We start from the raw sequence: 19,068 nt of genomic DNA, 5'->3' as shown, positions 1-19,068 counted from the left end.
CGGTTTTACGGTTTGGCCGCGTCGATGATTTCCTGCTCGGCGCTGGCGGCCTGCTTGATGGACTCCTCGACGGATTGACCCTCGAGCAAAATCCGGTTCGTCATGTCGATGGCGTTCTGCCGCTGGGCCGCCTCATCCATGAACCGTGTCGTATGGGCGTATTCGAGACCCTTCAGGAACGGTGCATAGATCGGGTCTTTCAGGTTCTCCTCGGTCAACGCCGCAGATCGCCGCGCCGGCAACTCGCCAACCGTCTTCAGCCAGATCGCCATGGCTTCCGGTGAGGAGATGTAAGCGAGGAATTTCTTCGACGCTTCCAGTTCTTCACCGGTTGTCTTGGCGCTGATGCCATTGGCGAAATAGCTGGCATAGTTGGAGCGGATATTCTTGTCGTTGGTGGGAAGCTCGGTCACGCCCCACTCAAAGTCCTTGATGGTTCTGAAAGATCCAAGCCTGAACGTGCCGTCGATGGTCATTCCTGCCTTGCCCGCACGGAAGGCAGCCTGGCCTTCGTCCATAAAGCCTACCTGACCGATCTTCTTTTCAAGCTGCAGGCTCGTATAAAACTTCAGCGCCTGGATGCCCGCCTCGCTGTCATAGGTGACTTTTTGGTCGTTGTCGGTGTAGGGCTCGCCGCCATATTGGCGGATAAGAACTTCGCGCCACCATTGGTGGTCCTGACCGCCCATATCGAGCGTGGAGCCTGCAACGGTCAGGTTTCCGGCGGCATCGTGCTTGGCGATCTTTTCCGCCGCGGCAACAAATTCGTCCAGCGTCTTCGGCGGATTGGCGGCGTCAAGACCGGCTTCCGTGAAGAGCTTCTTGTTGTAGAAAAGTGCGAGCGAGCGAACCGCCGTCGGCAGGCCGTAATAATCGTCGCCGCGCTTCATGGCGCCGACGATGGGGAAAAATTCGCTTTCGATCTTGTCATGCGGGAAAGCGTCGGTCGGCAGCGGCTGCAAGATACCGCCGGCTGCAAACTTGTCGAGCCAGCCGTAGAAGAGCTGCATCACGTCAGGGCCTTTACCGGACATGTTGGCGGCAATCACTCGCGTCTGGTAGTCGGCATAAGGGAAGGTCACCTGTTTGACGGTGATATCCGGATTGGCCTTCTGAAACTCGGCGATAAGCTCGTCCATCGCTTTGACGCGTGTGTCGAAGACATATTGCCAATATTCGATTTCAACCGCCTGCGCGGCGTTGAATGCAAATGTGCTGAAACCGGCGACCAAGCCGGCGAACAAAGTTGCCCTGCGCATGTAAGCCTCCATTTTCTCCGCCCGGTCTTCCGGATGCGGAGTGATCGTTCCCTTTATCCGCGCTTTCGCGCGCGCTCATCGATTTGCCGGCAGCGGGATTTTTAGGCGTTCCGCCCCTTGCAATTCTGACCCCCGGTCGCTCTCTACGGTTCTCTGAAGGCGAGCATTTGTCAATAACATAATTTACTTGAATTATTATATTGCGCTTATCCTCACTTCGACGCTATGAATTTTCTAACGGACGGGAAGTTGAAGAGATGACGGTGCACACGGTGGATACCTATCCCGTAGCAATCGGAAAAAATCCTGAGCGCAGCCGCGAACACAACAGGCGAGTCGTCCTCGACATCGTCAGGCGGCACGGCTCGCTCGGTCGCGCCCAGTTAGCCAAGATCACGCATCTCACACCCCAGGCGGTCGCCAATATCGTCGATGAGCTGGTGGGCGAGGGGCTCCTGAAAGAGCTTGGTCGCCGGCGCACCGGCAGGGGCCAGCCGCCGATACAGTTTGCTGTCAACCCGGATGGTGGCGCAACGATCGGGGTGGAGATTGCCGCAGACCATATGGTCACCGTCGGTCTTGATCTGGCCGGCGTGTTGCGCACGCAGCGCGTTACCCCGCTCAAGGACACCACGCCGGACGCCATACTCAAAACCTTTGCGGCGGAGCATGCAGCGGTTGCGAAGAATGTCGGGTGCAGGCTGCTTGGCACCGGCGTCGTCATGCCCGGACCTTTCGAGATTGACGGCATGACCTCTGTCGGTCCGACGACGCTTTCTGGCTGGGTGGGTATCGATGCCCGCCAGATGCTGAGCGATGCCTGCGGCCAACAGGTCGTGGTGGAAAACGATGCGACGGCCGCTGCCGTCGGCGAGCGCCTGTTCGGCGCAGGGCTGGCTATCCCGAATTTCTGCATGATCTATTTCGGCGTCGGCATTGGTCTCGGCATCATCCAGGATGGTTCGCCCTATCGCGGCGCTTTCGGCAACGCCGGCGAAATCGGCCATGTGACGGTCTCGCCCAAGGGAAGGCCTTGCCCGTCTTGCGGGCAAAGAGGTTGTCTGGAGGCCTATGCTTCCGTCTATGTGCTCAAGGAAAAGCTCGTCTGCGCCGGTGTTGCGGACACGGAGCTTGATGATCTTGAAGCCCTGTTCAGCGCGGGCAATCCGGTCGTGATGGAATGGATCGACGAGGCAGCCGTCCATCTGGCGCCCATGGTGGCGATGCTCGAGAACATTCTCGATCCGCAGACGGTCATTCTCGGCGGTGCGCTGCCTGAAAACATCATCAGCGAGATCATTGCGCGGATGGGGCATCTGCCGACTTCGGTTGCAAGCCGGCGGCAAAGAGAGTTGCCGCGCGTCATCCACGGCAAGTCCGGACAGTTGACGGCGGCGCTTGGTGCTGCCGCCTTGCCGCTGTTCGACATTGTCACACCAAAACTTGAGACGTCCCTGGGCGCCGCAGCGCAGGTGCCCGGCTGAATATTGGAGGAGACCGCCCATGCTTAACCCCCGGGAGCGCATCGAACGGCAGATGGCCGATCCATGGCTCGTGCGTCTGCACCGTAAACTGAGCGCACTGAAATCCACTGTCACCGTCATGCACACCGGTGCGCATCCGGACGACGAGCAGAACGGGCTTCTCGCCTATTTCCGGATGGAACTGGGCATGCGGACCATCGTCGCCTGTTCGACGCGCGGTGAAGGCGGGCAGAATGCGCTTGGGCCGGAGCGGCTGGGCGCGCTTGGCGTCATCCGGTCGCGGGAGCTGGAGGAGGCGGCCCGCATCATCGATGCGGACATAAGCTGGCTCGGCCATGGGCCGGCGGATATCATCCACGACTTCGGCTTCTCCAAGGATGGCGACCAGACCTTCGGTCGATGGGGGCAGCAGCGCATCGTCGAGAGGCTGGTGCGCGCCTATCGCAAGGAACGGCCCGATATCGTCATTCCGACATTTCTCGATGTGCCGGGACAACACGGGCATCACCGCGCCATGACGCGCGCGGCGAAAAGCGCAATCGCGCTGGCGGCTGATCCTGCCGCCTATCCCGAGCATTTCTCCGAGGGGCTGAAGCCGTGGAAGGTGGCCAAATATTATCTTCCCGCATGGTCTGGTGGTGGTGACACCTATGATGACGAAGTGCCTCCGCCGGAAACGACGCTGACAGTCAACGCGGTGGGCAAGGAGCGGGCAACCGGCGCGCAATATGACCGCATCGGCGAGTGGTCGCGTTACTATCATGCCTCACAGGGAATGGGGCATTGGCCGAAGCGGGCGCAGGAAGCATGGCCACTGCATCTGGAACTCTCCAACGTCGCAGTCGGTGAGGAAAGCTCGATCCTCGACAGCCTGCCGTCATCGCTGGCTGATCTCTCGGCTTTTCCGGGTCTTACCGCCGATTTGGCAAAGGCGCTGGTTGCAGCCGAACAGGCAATCACTGACGCAATCGATGCCTTTCCCGACACGCAGCGGATCACGGCCTCACTTCTGACGGCGGCAACCCTTTTGCAAGAGGTCGACGAGGCCGCAGCGCAGGACTTCAGGGAGTTGCATGGGCACCGGATCGCGCGCAAACGGGCGCAGGTCGATGCCGCTATCCTGACGGCACTCGATCTTTTCGAGCGGGCCTATGCCGAGCCAGCCGAGATCGTTCCAGGTGGGACGTCATCTCTCTATGTGGAACTCGCGGGAAAGGCGGCTGAATTTGACGTCGAGGTTACCCCGGTCCTTCCGGCTGGCGTATCGTCTTCAGTTCAGTCGCGTGGCCAGACAATGGTCTTCTCGCTTGCCGCCGATCAGGACGCGGCCGTTTCCGGGCTTTACCAGCCCGACTGGAAAGCCTCAGGCGGCAATGGTCATGCCTCGGTGCGCCTGTCCGTAAGGATTGGAGGCAGGGAGGTTTCGGCCGCTTTCGATCTGGAGGAGCCGTTTTTCGTGACGCCGGCGCAGTCGCTGACGATTTCGCCCGATGCGCTTCTGGTTCCACTTGGACAGGGGCAGGATTCCCATGTTTTTCAGGCACACATAAAGGGTGCCGATGCACCGCTGTCTTTCAGGAGTACGGGTGGCTGGAACCTGCGCAAGACCGGCAATGACTGGATTGCCGAGCGCACCGGTGAGGCAGCGGTTGGCCTTGCCCAGATCGAAGCGCTTGTCGGTTCACAACCTGCCTTCCAGATCACGCCCATCGCATATCCGCATATCGGCCGGGCGCGGTTTCTGGCACCCTCCGCTCTGAAAATCCTCTCGCTCGATCTCAAGCTGCCCGAGGGCGCGCGCGTCGGTTATGTCGGCGGCGGTGCCGACCGGGTCGGGTCATGGCTTTCGCGCATGGGTCTTGATGTCACCGAACTCGATGCGCAGGCGCTTGGCGGTGATCTCTCGTCCTTCACGACAATCGTTGTCGGCATCTTCGCCTTCGGCATTCGCAAGGATCTGGCTGCGGCAACCGAAAGGCTTCACCGCTTCGTCGAAGAAGGCGGCCATCTTGTCACGCTCTATCACCGTCCAACCGACGGATGGAATCCCGAGACGACGCCCATCAGGCGGCTTGAGATCGGTAAGCCTTCCCTGCGTTGGCGGGTGACGGACCCAAATGCGGAGGTGACGGTGCTATTGCCCGATCATCCATTGCTTGTCGGGCCCAACACGATCGGTGCTGCCGACTGGACGGGCTGGGACAAGGAGAGAGGGCTCTATTTCGCTGCGCGCTGGGATGATGCTTATGAACCCCTGCTCGCCATGCACGATGTCGATGAACAGCCTCTGAAAGGGGCGCTGGTCTCGGCGGCCATTGGCAAGGGCCGGCATACGCATACAAGCCTCGTGCTGCACCACCAGATGGACAAGCTGGTGCCGGGGGCCTTTCGCCTCATGGCCAACCTTGTGCAACCCGCGTGAATGGCCAGGACCAGAGTGAAAAACAGGAAAACCCGCGCGAAAACGATGCTCGCGCGGGCATCGGCTGGCTGCTCATGGATATGGCCCTCGTTTCGGGTGGAATGACAGCCCTCGTCAAGGCGCAGGGTGTGACCTATCCGGCATTCCAGCTCGTCTTCATAAGAGCGATGATCGGCCTGATCTTCATCCTGCCGCTTATCTGGCGACACCGGGGGGAAATGGCGCGCGTCAAATATCCCTGGCGCAACCTTTTCCGAATCTGCTGCAACGCCATTGCACTCACCAGCAACTTCGTCGCCATCACCCTCTTGCCGCTCGCCACCGTCAATGCTGTCGGCTTCTCACGCCCGCTGGTGACGATGGCCATGGCGGTTGTCTTTCTCGGTGAAAAGGTAAGCCGATATCGCTGGGTCGGCGCTTGCCTCGCATTTGTTGGCGTTCTTGTAGTCATCGGGCCGGGCGGCGCGGAGATTAACGCAGGCGTGCTCGTCGTCCTCGTCTCCGTCGTGTTCGGCGCGCTTGCGGTGATCCAGACCCGGGCGCTGCGGCAGGAAAACACCACTGTCATGATGGTGTTCTACACGGTGGGTCTTGCCGTCATTACCGCCGTTCCGGCGATCTGGACGTGGAAACCGGTCATGCCGCTCGACTGGGTGGCGCTGCTCGCCATCGGACTGCTTGCGCAAATGGGGCAATATTGCTTCCTGCGGGCCTATCGCATCGCTGACGCCAGTGTTCTGGCGCCCGTTGGATATTTGTCGATTTTGTTCGTGATCGCTGTGGGATACTTCCTGTTTGACGAGGTGCCTGAAGCCCGTGTTGTTCTTGGCATTGCCATCATTCTCGTCTCCTTGCAGGCAACCGCCTTTGCGGAATATCTTTTGAGGAAGTTGCGCGGCCGGCGGTGAAAGGTGCCGCTTTTATCTTTGACGCGCCAGAACGCTCAGCCGGATCCAGCCCAGTGTCGCGCGCTTGAAGCGATCGTAAAACGAACGGGCAAAGCGCACATATCGCATGATCCATGCGAACCAGGCGTAGGTGAGGAGCTTCTCCCGACCGGCGTGGTAAATGCGCTCGACAATCAGGAATGTGGCGAGGTGAGCGAGGATCGTCAGCGCAATTCCCGTTTTGACGGTGCCGTGCGCGATGAGGAGCAGGCCGATGATTTTCATCGGTTCGGCGATGGCAAATGGCACCGCCAGCAAAAGAAGAATGGCAAGACGCGGCAATCCGCCAATCCGGCTTTCCAGTTTCCTGATGAATGTCAGTCTGGATATCGCCTTGATGATCGGCCGATAAAGCGGGCGAAAAATGCCGTCGAGGATCAGGGCTAACACGATGATTGCCCGAAGCGGAAAGATGAGGATCTTCCTGATTTTGTTGTTCACCTCATTCGGTCTCCAAAAGGGGCTGTATGGCCAATTCTTAATCGCCTGAAACGTGGCAAAACGAAGTTGTTTTTTACGATCTGCTCTGCTGAACGCTCGCATACATGCCGGTGGTGCGGAATTCGCTTGGATTGATGCCATATAGCCTGCGGAAGACCTTCGAGAAATAGTTCGGGTCTTCGAAGCCGCATAGCACGGATACCTCCTTGATGGGGATGTTTTCGGCTGTGGTGAGAAGCTTGGCTGCCCGCCTCAACCGTCGCTGCAATACAAATTCGGCCGGTGGCAGGCCTTCGCTTGCCGTGAAGATGCGGGAAAAATGCGCACGGCTGAGGCCGGCGACGGCGGCAAGATCGCTGACGGAAAGACGCTCTCCGAGATGCCCGTCTATATAGCTCAGCACCTGCTGCATGGTGCGATATTCACCGCCAAAGGAGGGATGCGAGCCGAACACGTCGTCATAAAGCGTCATCGCCGCTTCATAGGCGACGGCGGAGGCCGCCCCTGGTGTTTCCGCGCCGTTGACGAGGCGCGAGCAACAATGGGCGAGATGATCGACGGTTTCCTGTTGCAGCTTGAGGATAGGCCCGGTGACGGCAAGAATATTGCGGTGAATGCGCAAGGCCTCCTCGCCATTCATGGAGATCCAGAAGAACTCCCATTGCTTTCCCGCTTCCAGCCAGTAGCGATGATTGTGCGGGATGAGCAACAGGAGGGTTTCGCCTGGCTTCACCACGTAATGACGGTTCTCGTAACGAAGGTTTCCCTGTCCGCCAATGCAATATTGCAGCACAGTGAATGGTGTCTGTCCGCGCTTTCGTCCGTCCCAGTCATAATTGCCACTGCTGCGGATTTCATAGCCGCTGCTGGTGGGCATTGTGTGCAGGGTCTGGCGGCCGCGGGGCAGCGAGACGGTCCGCATCCCCGGCCCCTGATCGATCAAATCGCGCAGCACAAAATTACCCATGAAAGCATAATCCTTCTCTGGTTCCGCTCGTCATTATACGCATAATCCCGAACCGAGGAGACAGCCAGCGCGATATTGTTGCGGAGAATTTTTCAGGAGTGCCGGTTTTCCGGGGTTCTTACAGGTATATTCTCGCATCGCCTTATCATGATCGTTTGGCCCGTTTCACCCGTTCGATTTGCAACAGAGGTGGCGTTATGAGTTTCAAAATCGCTATAATCGGCGCCGGAAGCGTCGGATTCACGAAAAAACTGTTCACCGATCTTTTGTGCGTGCCGGAGTTTCGCGACATCGAGGTCGCGCTGACGGATATCAGCCAGCACAATCTGGATATGATCAGGGCGATCCTCGACAAGGTCGTGGAAGCCAACGGTTTTCCGGTGAAAGTGACGGCGCATACCGACCGCCGTCGCGCGCTTGAGGGTGCGAAATACATCATAAGCTGTGTGCGGGTCGGCGGTCTGGAAGCCTATGCGGACGACATCCGTATTCCGCTGAAATACGGGATCGACCAGTGCGTCGGTGACACCATCTGCGCCGGCGGCATTCTCTATGGCCAGCGTAACATTCCGGTCATTCTGGATTTCTGCAAGGATATCCGCGAGGTTGCCGCACCCGGTGCCAAGTTCCTGAATTACGCCAACCCCATGGCCATGAATACATGGGCAGCCATCGAATACGGCAAGGTGGATACGGTTGGTCTTTGCCACGGTGTGCAGCACGGTGCGGAGCAGATCGCTGAAATTCTCGGCGCAAAATCCCCGTCCGAACTTGATTACATCTGCTCGGGCATCAACCACCAGACATGGTTCATCGATCTAAGGCTGAATGGCCGCAAGATCGGCAAAGAAGAGCTGGTCGCCGCTTTCGAGGCGCATCCGGTTTTCTCACAGCAGGAAAAGCTGCGCATCGACGTGCTTAAGCGCTTCGGTGTCTATTCGACGGAGAGCAACGGCCATCTGTCCGAATATCTGCCGTGGTACCGCAAGCGCCCGGATGAAATCGCCCGCTGGATCGATATGTCGGACTGGATTCACGGCGAAACCGGCGGTTATCTGCGCCACTCCACCGAGACGCGGAACTGGTTCGAAACGGAATTCCCGCAGTTCCTGGCGTCAGCCGCCAAGCCCATCGAACCGGAGAAGCGCTCCAACGAACATGCGAGCCACATTCTGGAAGCGCTTGAAACCGGGCGTGTCTATCGCGGCCACTTCAACGTCAAGAACAATGGCGTCATAACCAACCTTCCTTCTGATGCGATCATTGAGTCGCCCGGTTTCGTGGATCGTTTCGGCATCAACATGGTCTCGGGTATCACGCTGCCGGAAGCCTGCGCGGCGACCTGCATGGCGTCTATCAACGTGCAGCGCATGTCGGTACATGCGGCGGTCAGCGGCGATATCGATCTTCTGAAGCTTGCCGTGCTGCATGACCCGCTAGTCGGCGCCGTCGCCACTCCGGAGGAGGTCTGGCAGATGGTGGACGAGATGGTCGTCGCACAGGCGCGCTGGCTGCCGCAATATGCGGATGCCGTGCCTGATGCCAAGGAGCGGCTTGCGAAATCCACCGTCAAGACCCGCGACTGGGCGGGTGCGGCGCGCCGCAATGTGCGCTCAATCGAGGAACTACGGGCCGAGAAATCGGCGCTGAAAAAGGCCGTTTGAAGGAAAAGGCATGGGAACAGGCCGGTGGTGAAAAGGGAGTTCGCCGCCGTGGCTATCGCGACAACAGAGGGTGGGCGGTCGAAGAGCTGCCATTTGGGAGGAATGACGATGCAACTTCAACGCAAGATCGGTATCATCTCGGCATTGGGTCTTGGGGTTTCGATGATCGCACTCAGTGCGAACGCCTTCGAAACCACGACGCCGCCGGAGCCGCCGCAGTTTCCGGCGGAAGGCAAGATCAATTATGTGGCGCGCGACTCGATCCTCGAATTCAAGGCCCTGCCTGATTACAGCGAGCCAGACTGGATCACCGAAAAATTCGAGAAGACCGGCAAGCTGCCGCCCTTGAAGGAACGCTTGCCTGAGGAGCCGCTGGTCTACAAGACCGGCAACATGGTTGATGGCATCGGCGTTTATGGCGATACGATGCGCCATGTGATCGGCGGACGGCCCGAGGGCTGGAACTACATTGCCGGCCAGAGCCAGGGCTGGGGCGGCATCGATATTGCGCTTTCCGAATGCCTGACGCGCACAGCGCCGCTGTTTCAGGTGAATGCCAAGGACACCGAACCGCTGCCCAATCTCGCCAAAGGCTGGGAATGGTCGCAGGATGGCCACAAGCTAACGATGCATCTGGTCAAGGGTGCCAAATGGTCTGACGGTGTGCCGTTCAACGCCGATGACGTCATGTTCTACTGGGAAGACGCGGTTCTCGATCCCAACGTGTCGCCGCTCGGCGGCGGCGCGTCGCCTGAAGCCTTCGGCGAAGGCACCACGCTCAAAAAGATCGATGACTATACGGTGGAGTGGACTTTCAAGACCGCTTTCCCGAAGCAATATCTCTATACCATGGCTTATCCGAGCTTCTGCCCCGGACCGGCGCATATTCTGAAACCACAGCACCCGAAATATTCCAAGAACACGTATAACCAGTTCAAGAACGCCTTTCCGCCGGAATATATGAACATGCCTGTCATGGGTGGTTGGGTGCCGGTGGAATATCGCCCCGACGACATCATCGTGCTCAGGCGCAATCCATACTACTGGAAGGTCGACGAGAAGGCCCAGCAGCTGCCTTATCTCAACGAGCTTCATTACAAGCTCTCCACCTGGGCCGATCGCGATGTGCAGGCTGTGGCGGGATCGGGCGATTTCTCCAATCTCGAGCAGCCGGAGAATTTCGTCGCTTCGCTGAAACGCGCAGCTGACCCGAATGCGCCGGCTCGCCTTGCCTTCGGGCCACGCCTGATCGGCTATAATCTGCAGATGAACTTTTCCGCCAATGGCTGGGGCAATCCGGACGAGCGCGGGCAGGCCATTCGCGAGCTGAACCGCAACGAGGTGTTCCGTCAGGCGGTGACCTCGGCCCTCGATCGCAAGGCAATCGGCGACTCCCTCGTCAAGGGCCCGTTCACGGCGATCTATCCGGGTGGCATTTCCTCGGGCACCGGTTTTTACGATCGCAATTCCACGGTCTATTACCCCTTCAACCTTAAGGAAGCGAAAGCCGCCCTTGCATCAATCGGCCTGAAGGACACCGATGGCGACGGCTTCTTGAACTTCCCGAAGGAGACACTGGGCGGACGAAACGTCGAGATCATTCTTCTGGTCAATAACGGCTACACAACGGACAAGAGCATCGCGGAAGGCCTTGTCGGGCAAATGGCGAAACTTGGCCTTCGCCTCGTCATCAACAGCCTTGATTCCAACCAGCGCGATGCGGCCCATTATGGCGGTCAGTTCGACTGGCTGGTGCGCCGCAACTCCACCGAGCTTTCGTCCGTGGTGCAGAATACCGAGCAGTTGGCACCCGTTGGCCCGCGCACCAGCTGGAACCATCGCGCACCTGAAGGCAAGGAACTGGATCTGATGCCGTTCGAAAAGGAGATGGCCGATATCGTGCGCAAATTCATCTCCTCGCAGGACAATGCCGAGCGGGCGGAACTGATGAAGCAATATCAGAAGGTCTACACGCAGAACCTCTACACGATCGGGCTTACCGAATATCCCGGCGCGCTCATCGTCAACAAGCGGTTCTCGAATCTGCCGCAGGGTACGCCGATCTTCATGTTCAACTGGGCTGAAGACGCCATCATCCGCGAACGCCTTTGGGTCGCGGCCGACAAGCAGGGCAAATACGAGCTTTTCCCCGAGCAGCTTCCCGGCAAGCCGGGTGAGGGCGGCCCGATCAACTAGAACTCCTCCCGGAGAAAACCCGGTACCGGTCGCGCGTGAAGCGCGGCCGGAGACACACGGACTAGCCAAGCGGAGGATACCCGTTCGATGCTGAGATTCCTGACGATACGCATAGGCTCCGCCATTCCGGTGCTGCTTATCCTGAGCGTGGTGACATTCGCCATCATTCAGGCGCCACCCGGCGACTATGCTGACTACATCCGCTCGCAATTGATGAACCAGGGCGGCGCGTCCTTCGAACAGGCGGAAGCGCAGGCGCAGGCCTACCGCATCGAACACGGTCTCGATAAGCCGATCGTCGTGCAATATTTCAACTGGATCGGCGGCATCATCACACGCGGCGATTTCGGCTACAGCTTCTATTACAACAAGCCGGTTGCCGATGTGGTCGGCGAACGCCTGCCGCGCACCATCGCACTCGCCCTTGTCTGCCACATTCTTTCATCGCTTCTCGGCATCGGTTTCGGCATCTGGGCTGCCACCAGACAATATTCCTGGATCGATAATCTGCTTTCGACCGTCGCCTTCCTCGGCATGACCATTCCGCGCTTCCTGATGGCGCTGATCCTCGTCTACCTGATGGTGTTTCATTTCGACGTGTCGGAAATCGGCAGCTTCTTTTCGCCGCAATATGGCGGTGCGCCATGGTCATGGGGGAAGTTCGTCGATCTCGTCAGCCATGTCTGGCCGGTGGTTGCCATCGCCGTTTTCGGTGGACTTGCCTATAATATGCGGGTGATGCGCGGCAATCTGCTGGATACGCTGAACGCCCAATATGTGGAGACGGCGCGCGCAAAGGGTCTTTCGGAAGGTGCGGTCATCATGCGCCACGCCGTGCCGAACGCCGTGCATCCGCTCATTATGTATCAGGGCGTCGTGCTGCCCTACATGCTGAGCGGCGAAATCGAAACTGCGATCATCTTTGCGCTGCCGACCGTCGGTCCCGCCATCGTCGGGTCCATGGCGGTCGGCGATGTCTATGTCACCGCAACCTTCATGATGGTGCTGGCCGCCACGCTCATCATCGGCAACATCATCGCCGACATGCTGCTCGCCATGCTCGACCCGCGTGTGCGCGAATTCGGGAGGGCTTGAGATGGTGGCCGTTGACGAACTCAAGAATGAATCGGCTGCCGCAGCGAAGCCCGAGCGGGGTGTTCAGGGTAACGAGACCTATCTCGCTCTGGTGTGGCGGCGCCTCAGACGCTCTTTCACCGGCATGGTGGGGCTGGTGCTGGTGGTGCTGTTGATCACGATCTCAGTCTTCGCCGATTTCTTCGCGCCGATGAACCCGCTTGAAACCAATGACAGTTTCTCCCCGCCGCAGGTGGTGCGGTTCTCCGACAAGGACGGCAATATCAGCCTGTTCCCTCGGGTCTATGCCACCGCTGAAACGGACGAGCTCGATCCGGTGACCTTCCAGCCTATCGTCGGCCCGGATTACGACAATCCGCTTTATCTCGGCTTTTTCGTGAAAGGCGCGGAATATCGGCTGTTCGGCCTCATCCCGGCAAACCGGCACTTCTTCGGCACCACGGACGGGCAGCCGGTGCATTTTCTCGGAACCGACAAGTTCGGACGCGATGTGCTGTCACGCGCCATTTATGGCTCGCGCATCTCGCTTGCCATCGCGCTCAGTGTCGTCACCATCGTTACCGTCATCGGCACCAGCGTCGGGTTGATCTCAGGATATTTCGGCGGGCCGCTGGATGCCTGGGTGCAGCGTTTCGTGGAAGTGGTTCTGGCCTTTCCACAATTGCCGCTCTATCTCGCCTTGACGTCGCTCATCCCGGTCACTGCCCCGACGACTGTTTTCCTCCTCTTCGTAGTCGGCGTCATGTCGGCGCTCGGCTGGGCGCAGATGTCTCGCGAGGTGCGCGGCAAGACGCTGGCGCTGGCGCGTATCGATTATGTCCGCGCCGCGATCGCTGTCGGCGCCACCGACCGGCGCATTATCTTCCAGCACATCCTGCCGAATGTGATGAGCCATGTGATCGTTGCCGTCACGCTGCATATTCCAAGCGTCGTGCTGCTCGAATCCTTCCTTGGCTTTCTCGGTTTCGCGGTCAAGCCGCCGCTGATCTCCTGGGGGCTGATGCTTCAGGATACGGCCACCTATTCCGTCATTGGTTCCTATCCATGGATCCTTGCGCCGGTCGGCTTTGTGCTGGTCACCGTTTTTGCCTTCAACGCGCTGGGCGATGGCCTTCGCGATGCTGTCGATCCCTATTGAGAGGAGCGTAACATGGTTGCTGCACAGAACACCTACGCCCCTGCCATCCGCTTCGATGCTGATAATCGAAACGACCAGGCCATCATCGATGCACGCAATATTGCCGTGACTTTCAAGGTTGAGCACGGCACGGTGGAGGCAGTGAAGGACATTTCCTTCCAGCTTTACCGTGGGGAGACGATCGCCATCGTTGGCGAATCCGGTTCGGGAAAATCGGTGACCGCCCGCACCATCATGGGGCTTTTGACGAAGCGGGCCTCGGTTTCGAAAACCGCGACCGTGCGCTTCAACGGCGACGACATCCTGAAATTTTCAAGCCGCCAGCGGCGGGCGTTGCGCGGCAACCGTATCTCGATGATCTTTCAGGAGCCGATGAGTTCGCTGAACCCGATCTATACAATCGGCAGTCAGATCGTCGAGGCGATCCGCGTCCACTCGAAGCTGAGCAGGAAGCAGGCCGAGGCGAGGGCGCTCGATCTTTTGCGGCAGGTGCAGATTCCAGAACCCGAGGCGCGGCTGAAGCAATATCCGCACCAGCTTTCCGGCGGTCAACGGCAGCGTGTCATGATCGCCATGGCGCTCTCCAACGATCCGGATGTGCTGATCGCCGACGAACCCACCACTGCACTGGATGTGACAGTTCAGGCGCAGATCCTCAACCTCATACGCGATCTGCAGAAGAAGCGCGGCATGGCCGTGGTGCTCATCACCCATGACCTGACGATCGTGAAGCAGTTTTCCGATTACGTCTACGTCATGCAGCATGGCGAGATGCGTGAGCACAACACCACTGAGCGGCTGTTTGCAGCGCCGAAGCACCCCTATACCCGAAAGCTGCTTGCTTCCGAGCCGCATGGCACCGCCAAACCACTACCGGAAAATTCCGGCGTGCTGCTGACGGCGAATGGCGTGCGGGTGTCGTTCATGATGCGCTACGGTGGCCTGTTCAAGCCGGAATTGAAGGAGCTTGTTGCCGTCGACGATCTTGGTCTAGCCCTCAAGCGCCATGAAACGCTGGGAATTGTCGGCGAATCCGGGTCCGGCAAAACGACCTTTGGCCAATCCCTGTTGCGGCTGAACGAGCCGGTGGCCGGAGAGGTGATTTTCGATGGCGAGAGGGTCGACGGCCGGTCCCGGTCTCAAATGCGGCCTCTGCGCTCTCGCATGCAGGTCGTCTTTCAGGACCCTTTCGCCTCGCTCAATCCACGCATGACCATCGGCCAGATCATCGAGGAAGGGCTGGTTATCAACGGGCTTGGTAAAACAAAGGCCGAAAGGCTGGAGCGGGTGCGCGACGCGCTGGAGGCGGCAGGCATGCCCGGCAACATCCTCTCGCGTTTCCCGCACGAGTTCTCCGGCGGCCAGCGCCAGCGCATCGCCATTGCGCGTGCAGTCGCGCTGGAGCCAGAATTCATCCTGCTCGATGAGCCAACCTCGGCGCTCGACCTTTCCGTTCAGGCGCAGATCATAGACCTGCTTCGCAAGCTGCAGGACGAGCGCGGCTTGAGTTACCTGTTCATCTCGCACGACCTGAAGGTCGTTCGCGCTCTCTGCCATCGCGTCATCGTCATGCAGCGCGGCAGGATCGTGGAGGAAGGCCCCGTCGAGGAGGTGCTGAACCGCCCGAAAACCGAATACACCCAGCGGCTCGTCCGGGCCGCCTTTGAAATCGCATAGTTCAAGATGCCGGAGGCAAATATGGCACGAGATCCCAAGATCACATTTATCGGCGCAGGTTCCACGGTGTTCATGAAGAACATCATCGGCGACGTGCTGCAACGTCCGGCCCTTTCAGGAGCAACGATCGCGCTGATGGACATCAACCGGGAAAGGCTGGAAGAAAGCGCCATCGTCGTCAACAAGCTGATTTCGACGCTCGGGGCAAAGGCGAAAGCCGAGACTTTTACAGACCAGAAAAAGGCGCTCGCCGGTGCCGATTTCGTCGTCGTCGCCTTCCAGATCGGCGGATACGAGCCCTGCACAGTCACCGACTTCGAGGTGCCGCGCAAATATGGCCTGCGCCAGACCATTGCCGATACGCTTGGTGTCGGCGGCATCATGCGAGGCCTGCGCACCGTGCCGCATCTGTGGAAGATTTGCGAGGATATGCTCGCCGTCTGCCCCAATGCGATCATGCTGCAATATGTCAACCCGATGGCGATCAACACCTGGGCGATTGCGGAGAAATATCCGACCATCCGGCAGGTCGGCCTTTGCCATTCGGTGCAGGGCACGGCCATGGAACTCGCCCATGACCTCGATATTCCCTATGAGGAAATCCGCTATCGTTCGGCCGGCATCAACCACATGGCGTTTTTCCTGGAATTCGAGCACCGCCAGCCTGATGGCAGCTACAAGAACCTCTATCCCGATCTCGTGCGCGGCTATCGCGAAGGCCGTGCGCCGAAGCCCGGCTGGAACCCGCGCTGCCCCAACAAGGTGCGGTACGAGATGCTGACGCGTCTCGGCTACTTCGTCACCGAAAGCTCCGAGCATTTTGCCGAATACACACCCTATTTCATCAAGGAGGGGCGCGAGGATCTGATCGAGAAATTCGGTATTCCGCTCGATGAATATCCCAAGCGCTGCATCGAGCAGATCGAGCGTTGGAAGGGGCAGGCGGCTGCCTATCGCTCAGCCGAGAAGATCGAGGTCAAGCAATCCAAGGAATATGCCTCCTCCATCATCAACTCGGTCTGGACCGGCGAACCGTCTGTCATCTACGGCAACCAGCGCAACAATGGCTGCATCACCTCGCTGCCATCAGATTGCGCTGCGGAAGTGCCCTGCCTTGTCGATCATAACGGCGTGCAACCAACCTTCATCGGAGAATTGCCGCCGCAGCTGACCGCGCTGATGCGCACAAACATCAATGTGCAGGAGCTGACGGTGCGGGCGCTGATGAGCGAAAACCGCGAGCATATCTTCCACGCGGCGATGATGGACCCGCATACGGCAGCGGAACTCGATCTCGACCAGATCTGGTCGCTGGTGGATGATCTGCTTGTCGCGCACCGGGACTGGTTGCCGGAATGGACGCAGGTGGAGGTGAAGCGCGCTCGCGCGGTGTAAGCTCGCTTCGCCGAACCGCTGAATGCAAAAGGCCGTGGGTTTCATCCACGGCCTTTTTCTGTTTCACCTATGCCCCCACGACGGCAACGGAGGACGGCTTTTCTCGCCCATTTTCGAATGTGTTAAATTAATTGTGTTCGGTAAGGGTATGTTCGCCTTACGTGAATACCCTTATGAGAGCGGATAAAAGCGGCCATGTTCAGGAGTAGCAAAATGAATATCGCACCAAGTCTGTCACTGGCAGCCATGATTGCCCTGGTCGCGACACCGTCTCTTTCTTCGGAGGACATGGGCTCGGAGACAAGCGAAGCGATATTCGGTTTTGGCGGCGCCCTCACCACGGAAGACATGCTGAAAAGCGCAGCAGTCATTCCGGTCGACTATGAGAAGAACGCCATTCTGGGTGGCGGTTATCAGTTCTATCCCTATCGCATCGGCAATGTGAAGCTGGGCGGTGAAATCGGCGTTGCCGTCAGGTTTGGCAAGGGTTTCACTGGTGAAGTCTGGGCGGGGCCGGTCGCGCGATATGACAAGATCAGGCTCGGGGAACGGTTGTTCGTTTCGCCGAGTTTCACGGCGGGTCTGAGCCTTGTGTCGGATGCGCAGCCGGGGCGGGAGAGGCAAGAAGAAATCAAGGACAACGGCAACGCAAATGTCCTGTTTTACCTCGGCCCGGAAATCAACGTTTCCTTCAGCGAAGAATCCTCGACGGAGTTCTTCTGGCGGCTTCACCACCGTTCCGGCGGCGGCAAGACGCTGGGCAATATGAAGGGCGCGACGAATGCCAATGTGTTTGGCGTTCGCTACAAGTTCTGACGACGTGGTGCCGGTAGCGGCCCCCGATATGACTGATTTTACGCCATACTTCTGTTTTTCCGCGCCCCTCGGAGGATGACCCTTGCATTCAGCGCATGGGTGGCCTGCCTTATTCTGTCTGTTCTTTGGTCCCGACAAGGCGCATATAAGGGACATCAAAGGACGCCGGAACGAAACGTTACTGACGTCGCCAACACCTTGAAAGGGTAATGTCATGAACGTAGCACGCAGCTTTAATAACTGGCGCAAGTATCGTCAGACCGTCAACGAACTGGGCCGCATGAGCAGCCGCGAACTGCACGATCTCGGTATCGACCGTAGCCAGATCAACAGCGTCGCCCGCGCCGCCGTCGGCAAGTAATCAGGCAGCTATTGCCGCTTTTGAATGACTAAACGCCCGCTTCGCGGGCGTTTTTGTTTTTGGCGAACCGTCGACGCTTGTGTCTCCCACGGGGCATGGTGTGCAAAGGCGCAAATCAAGCTGTTGCATCGATGTTTCGCGTTGGAAAAATCGCCATGCGTTTGATGCATGTCTGAGGTGCAAGCTTGTGTCTGTGAAATGCAGAAAAAAATGATATCTTCAAATCATCGAAACGGATGTACCTCCTCCCACATCCTTTCGGTAATGCGGGTGATCCTACTCCTCCTCCCAAGGATTGCCCCGGGGACAGCGGTTTCCTCCTCCCATATCGCTGTTCAATCTTTCAAGAAGCCTGCCGCACCTCCTCCCGCGGCAGGCTTTTTTGTTTTCAGCGCCGGGCGCCGTTTTCAGGCAACCCGCTTTTTATCTCCACAAGAATGGTTCAGTCGAAAGCCATCATGCCGATGGGCGTAATGGCACGCGTGCCCGCGCGCTTGGCAAGTGCGTAGGAAAGGCACTGTTCCACGGCGTCCTGCGGCACAGGTTTTACGATAACGCCTGCGCCGATACCGAGATTGACCACCACTTCCGGATTTGCCGTCATGAAGATCACCACGACGCCGTGATCCTGCGAAAGCCGCCTCCCGATCTCCGGGCCGGTCTGGCCGTCGGCGAGATTGACGTCTACAAAGGCAATATCTGCGCGGCTGCCGAGTGCCACGGCCTGATCCAGCCGGTTGGCGATGCCGATGACGTCAGCTTCCTCTTCCGCCTGCATAATGGAATCTTCGATATCCATGGCGATGAGAAATTCGTCCTCCACGATCAGCACACGCGGTTGTTCCGTGCGGAAACCCGGTTCGTTTTGCAGGATGTATGCGGACATATGACTGCCTCCATTCCATGCGCTTTAGCGCGGTCGGAAGGCAAACACCTGCCGAAGCAACTCGTTCCAAAGTGAGATAAACATGGTGAATACAGTGTAAACGGACCGGCTTTTCGGCTATCACCTCTAGATAGCGAAGCAGTTGATTCGGTTTGGTTTTCATCCGGGGAAGGGGTCGGAGACAGTCGCCGTAGCGCATCTTTCGCCCCTGGAGCACAAGCCTTTAGCCGCAAGCGGGGCAAAGGCTTGCATGCAAATTCAAAGCGTTACAGCGTCCTTCACGCGCCAGGAAGGAAATGCAGGAACGTTGCCGATCATTC

Annotated in this window: 15 protein-coding genes; 11 read left to right on the top strand and 4 right to left on the bottom strand. The window is 58.6% G+C overall.

What is annotated here, in order from left to right; genetic code table 11:
- Positions 1-5 precede the first annotated feature (5 nt).
- Positions 6-1,271, bottom strand: a complete 1,266-nt coding sequence (locus ASD46_RS20755) for an extracellular solute-binding protein (RefSeq protein ID WP_019566690.1) — start codon at positions 1,269-1,271, stop codon at positions 6-8.
- Positions 1,272-1,516: 245 nt separating this feature from the next.
- Between ASD46_RS20755 and ASD46_RS20750 the strand changes: the two genes are divergently transcribed.
- The 3 genes from ASD46_RS20750 to ASD46_RS20740 are packed head-to-tail and all read left to right on the top strand — an operon-like array spanning position 1,517 to position 6,073.
- Positions 1,517-2,743 carry an ROK family transcriptional regulator gene (locus ASD46_RS20750; protein WP_013761100.1) on the top strand — a complete coding sequence of 409 codons (1,227 nt, stop codon included), beginning with the start codon at positions 1,517-1,519 and terminating at the stop codon, positions 2,741-2,743.
- Between the two features lie 19 nt (positions 2,744-2,762).
- The gene (locus ASD46_RS20745; protein WP_013761099.1) at positions 2,763-5,165 is read left to right on the top strand and encodes a PIG-L family deacetylase; all 2,403 of its coding nucleotides are present in this window, start codon (positions 2,763-2,765) and stop codon (positions 5,163-5,165) included.
- Positions 5,162-6,073, top strand: a complete 912-nt coding sequence (locus tag ASD46_RS20740; protein WP_013761098.1) for a DMT family transporter — start codon at positions 5,162-5,164, stop codon at positions 6,071-6,073. Before ASD46_RS20745 ends, ASD46_RS20740 begins: the two co-directional genes overlap by 4 nt.
- A gap of 12 nt (positions 6,074-6,085) precedes the next feature.
- Here ASD46_RS20740 and ASD46_RS20735 read toward each other — a convergent pair whose 3' ends face one another.
- Together ASD46_RS20735 and ASD46_RS20730 are read right to left on the bottom strand one after the other, a co-directional pair.
- A complete protein-coding gene (locus ASD46_RS20735; RefSeq protein ID WP_013761097.1) occupies positions 6,086-6,553 on the bottom strand; it encodes a hypothetical protein in 468 nt (155 codons plus the stop codon).
- Positions 6,554-6,626: 73 nt separating this feature from the next.
- Positions 6,627-7,520: an AraC family transcriptional regulator gene (locus tag ASD46_RS20730; protein WP_013761096.1), complete on the bottom strand. Its 894-nt coding sequence runs from the start codon at positions 7,518-7,520 to the stop codon at positions 6,627-6,629.
- 197 nt (positions 7,521-7,717) lie between these two features.
- On the opposite strand from ASD46_RS20730, the gene ASD46_RS20725 reads away from it, so the two are divergent.
- The 8 genes from ASD46_RS20725 (at position 7,718) to ASD46_RS26700 (ending at position 17,862) form a co-directional block, all read left to right on the top strand.
- Complete coding sequence (locus ASD46_RS20725) at positions 7,718-9,184, top strand: alpha-glucosidase/alpha-galactosidase (RefSeq protein WP_013761095.1); 1,467 nt, start codon at positions 7,718-7,720, stop codon at positions 9,182-9,184.
- A gap of 108 nt (positions 9,185-9,292) precedes the next feature.
- A complete protein-coding gene (locus ASD46_RS20720; protein WP_060642595.1) occupies positions 9,293-11,380 on the top strand; it encodes an ABC transporter substrate-binding protein in 2,088 nt (695 codons plus the stop codon).
- 87 nt (positions 11,381-11,467) lie between these two features.
- Positions 11,468-12,475 (top strand): ABC transporter permease, encoded by a 1,008-nt coding sequence (locus tag ASD46_RS20715; protein WP_004431273.1) that lies wholly within the window; start codon positions 11,468-11,470, stop codon positions 12,473-12,475.
- 1 nt (position 12,476) lies between these two features.
- Complete coding sequence (locus tag ASD46_RS20710) at positions 12,477-13,613, top strand: ABC transporter permease (protein ID WP_013761093.1); 1,137 nt, start codon at positions 12,477-12,479, stop codon at positions 13,611-13,613.
- A gap of 12 nt (positions 13,614-13,625) precedes the next feature.
- Entirely contained in the window at positions 13,626-15,290 is a 1,665-nt protein-coding gene (locus ASD46_RS20705) for an ABC transporter ATP-binding protein (RefSeq protein ID WP_013761092.1), read from the top strand.
- 21 nt (positions 15,291-15,311) lie between these two features.
- Positions 15,312-16,685 carry an alpha-glucosidase/alpha-galactosidase gene (locus ASD46_RS20700; RefSeq protein WP_013761091.1) on the top strand — a complete coding sequence of 458 codons (1,374 nt, stop codon included), beginning with the start codon at positions 15,312-15,314 and terminating at the stop codon, positions 16,683-16,685.
- 213 nt (positions 16,686-16,898) lie between these two features.
- Positions 16,899-17,501 (top strand): hypothetical protein, encoded by a 603-nt coding sequence (locus ASD46_RS20695; protein WP_013761090.1) that lies wholly within the window; start codon positions 16,899-16,901, stop codon positions 17,499-17,501.
- A 214-nt stretch (positions 17,502-17,715) separates the two neighbouring features.
- Entirely contained in the window at positions 17,716-17,862 is a 147-nt protein-coding gene (locus tag ASD46_RS26700) for a DUF1127 domain-containing protein (protein ID WP_004431290.1), read from the top strand.
- A 442-nt stretch (positions 17,863-18,304) separates the two neighbouring features.
- Here ASD46_RS26700 and ASD46_RS20690 read toward each other — a convergent pair whose 3' ends face one another.
- On the bottom strand, positions 18,305-18,748 hold the full coding sequence (locus tag ASD46_RS20690) for a response regulator (RefSeq protein ID WP_013761089.1): 444 nt from the start codon (positions 18,746-18,748) through the stop codon (positions 18,305-18,307).
- Positions 18,749-19,068: the final 320 nt, after the last annotated feature.

The organism is Rhizobium sp. Root491, from assembly GCF_001427205.1.
Taxonomy (GTDB): domain Bacteria; phylum Pseudomonadota; class Alphaproteobacteria; order Rhizobiales; family Rhizobiaceae; genus Agrobacterium; species Agrobacterium tumefaciens.
The sequence above is the reverse complement of the archived record's forward strand: the minus strand, read 5'-3'. Positions and strand labels throughout refer to the sequence as shown.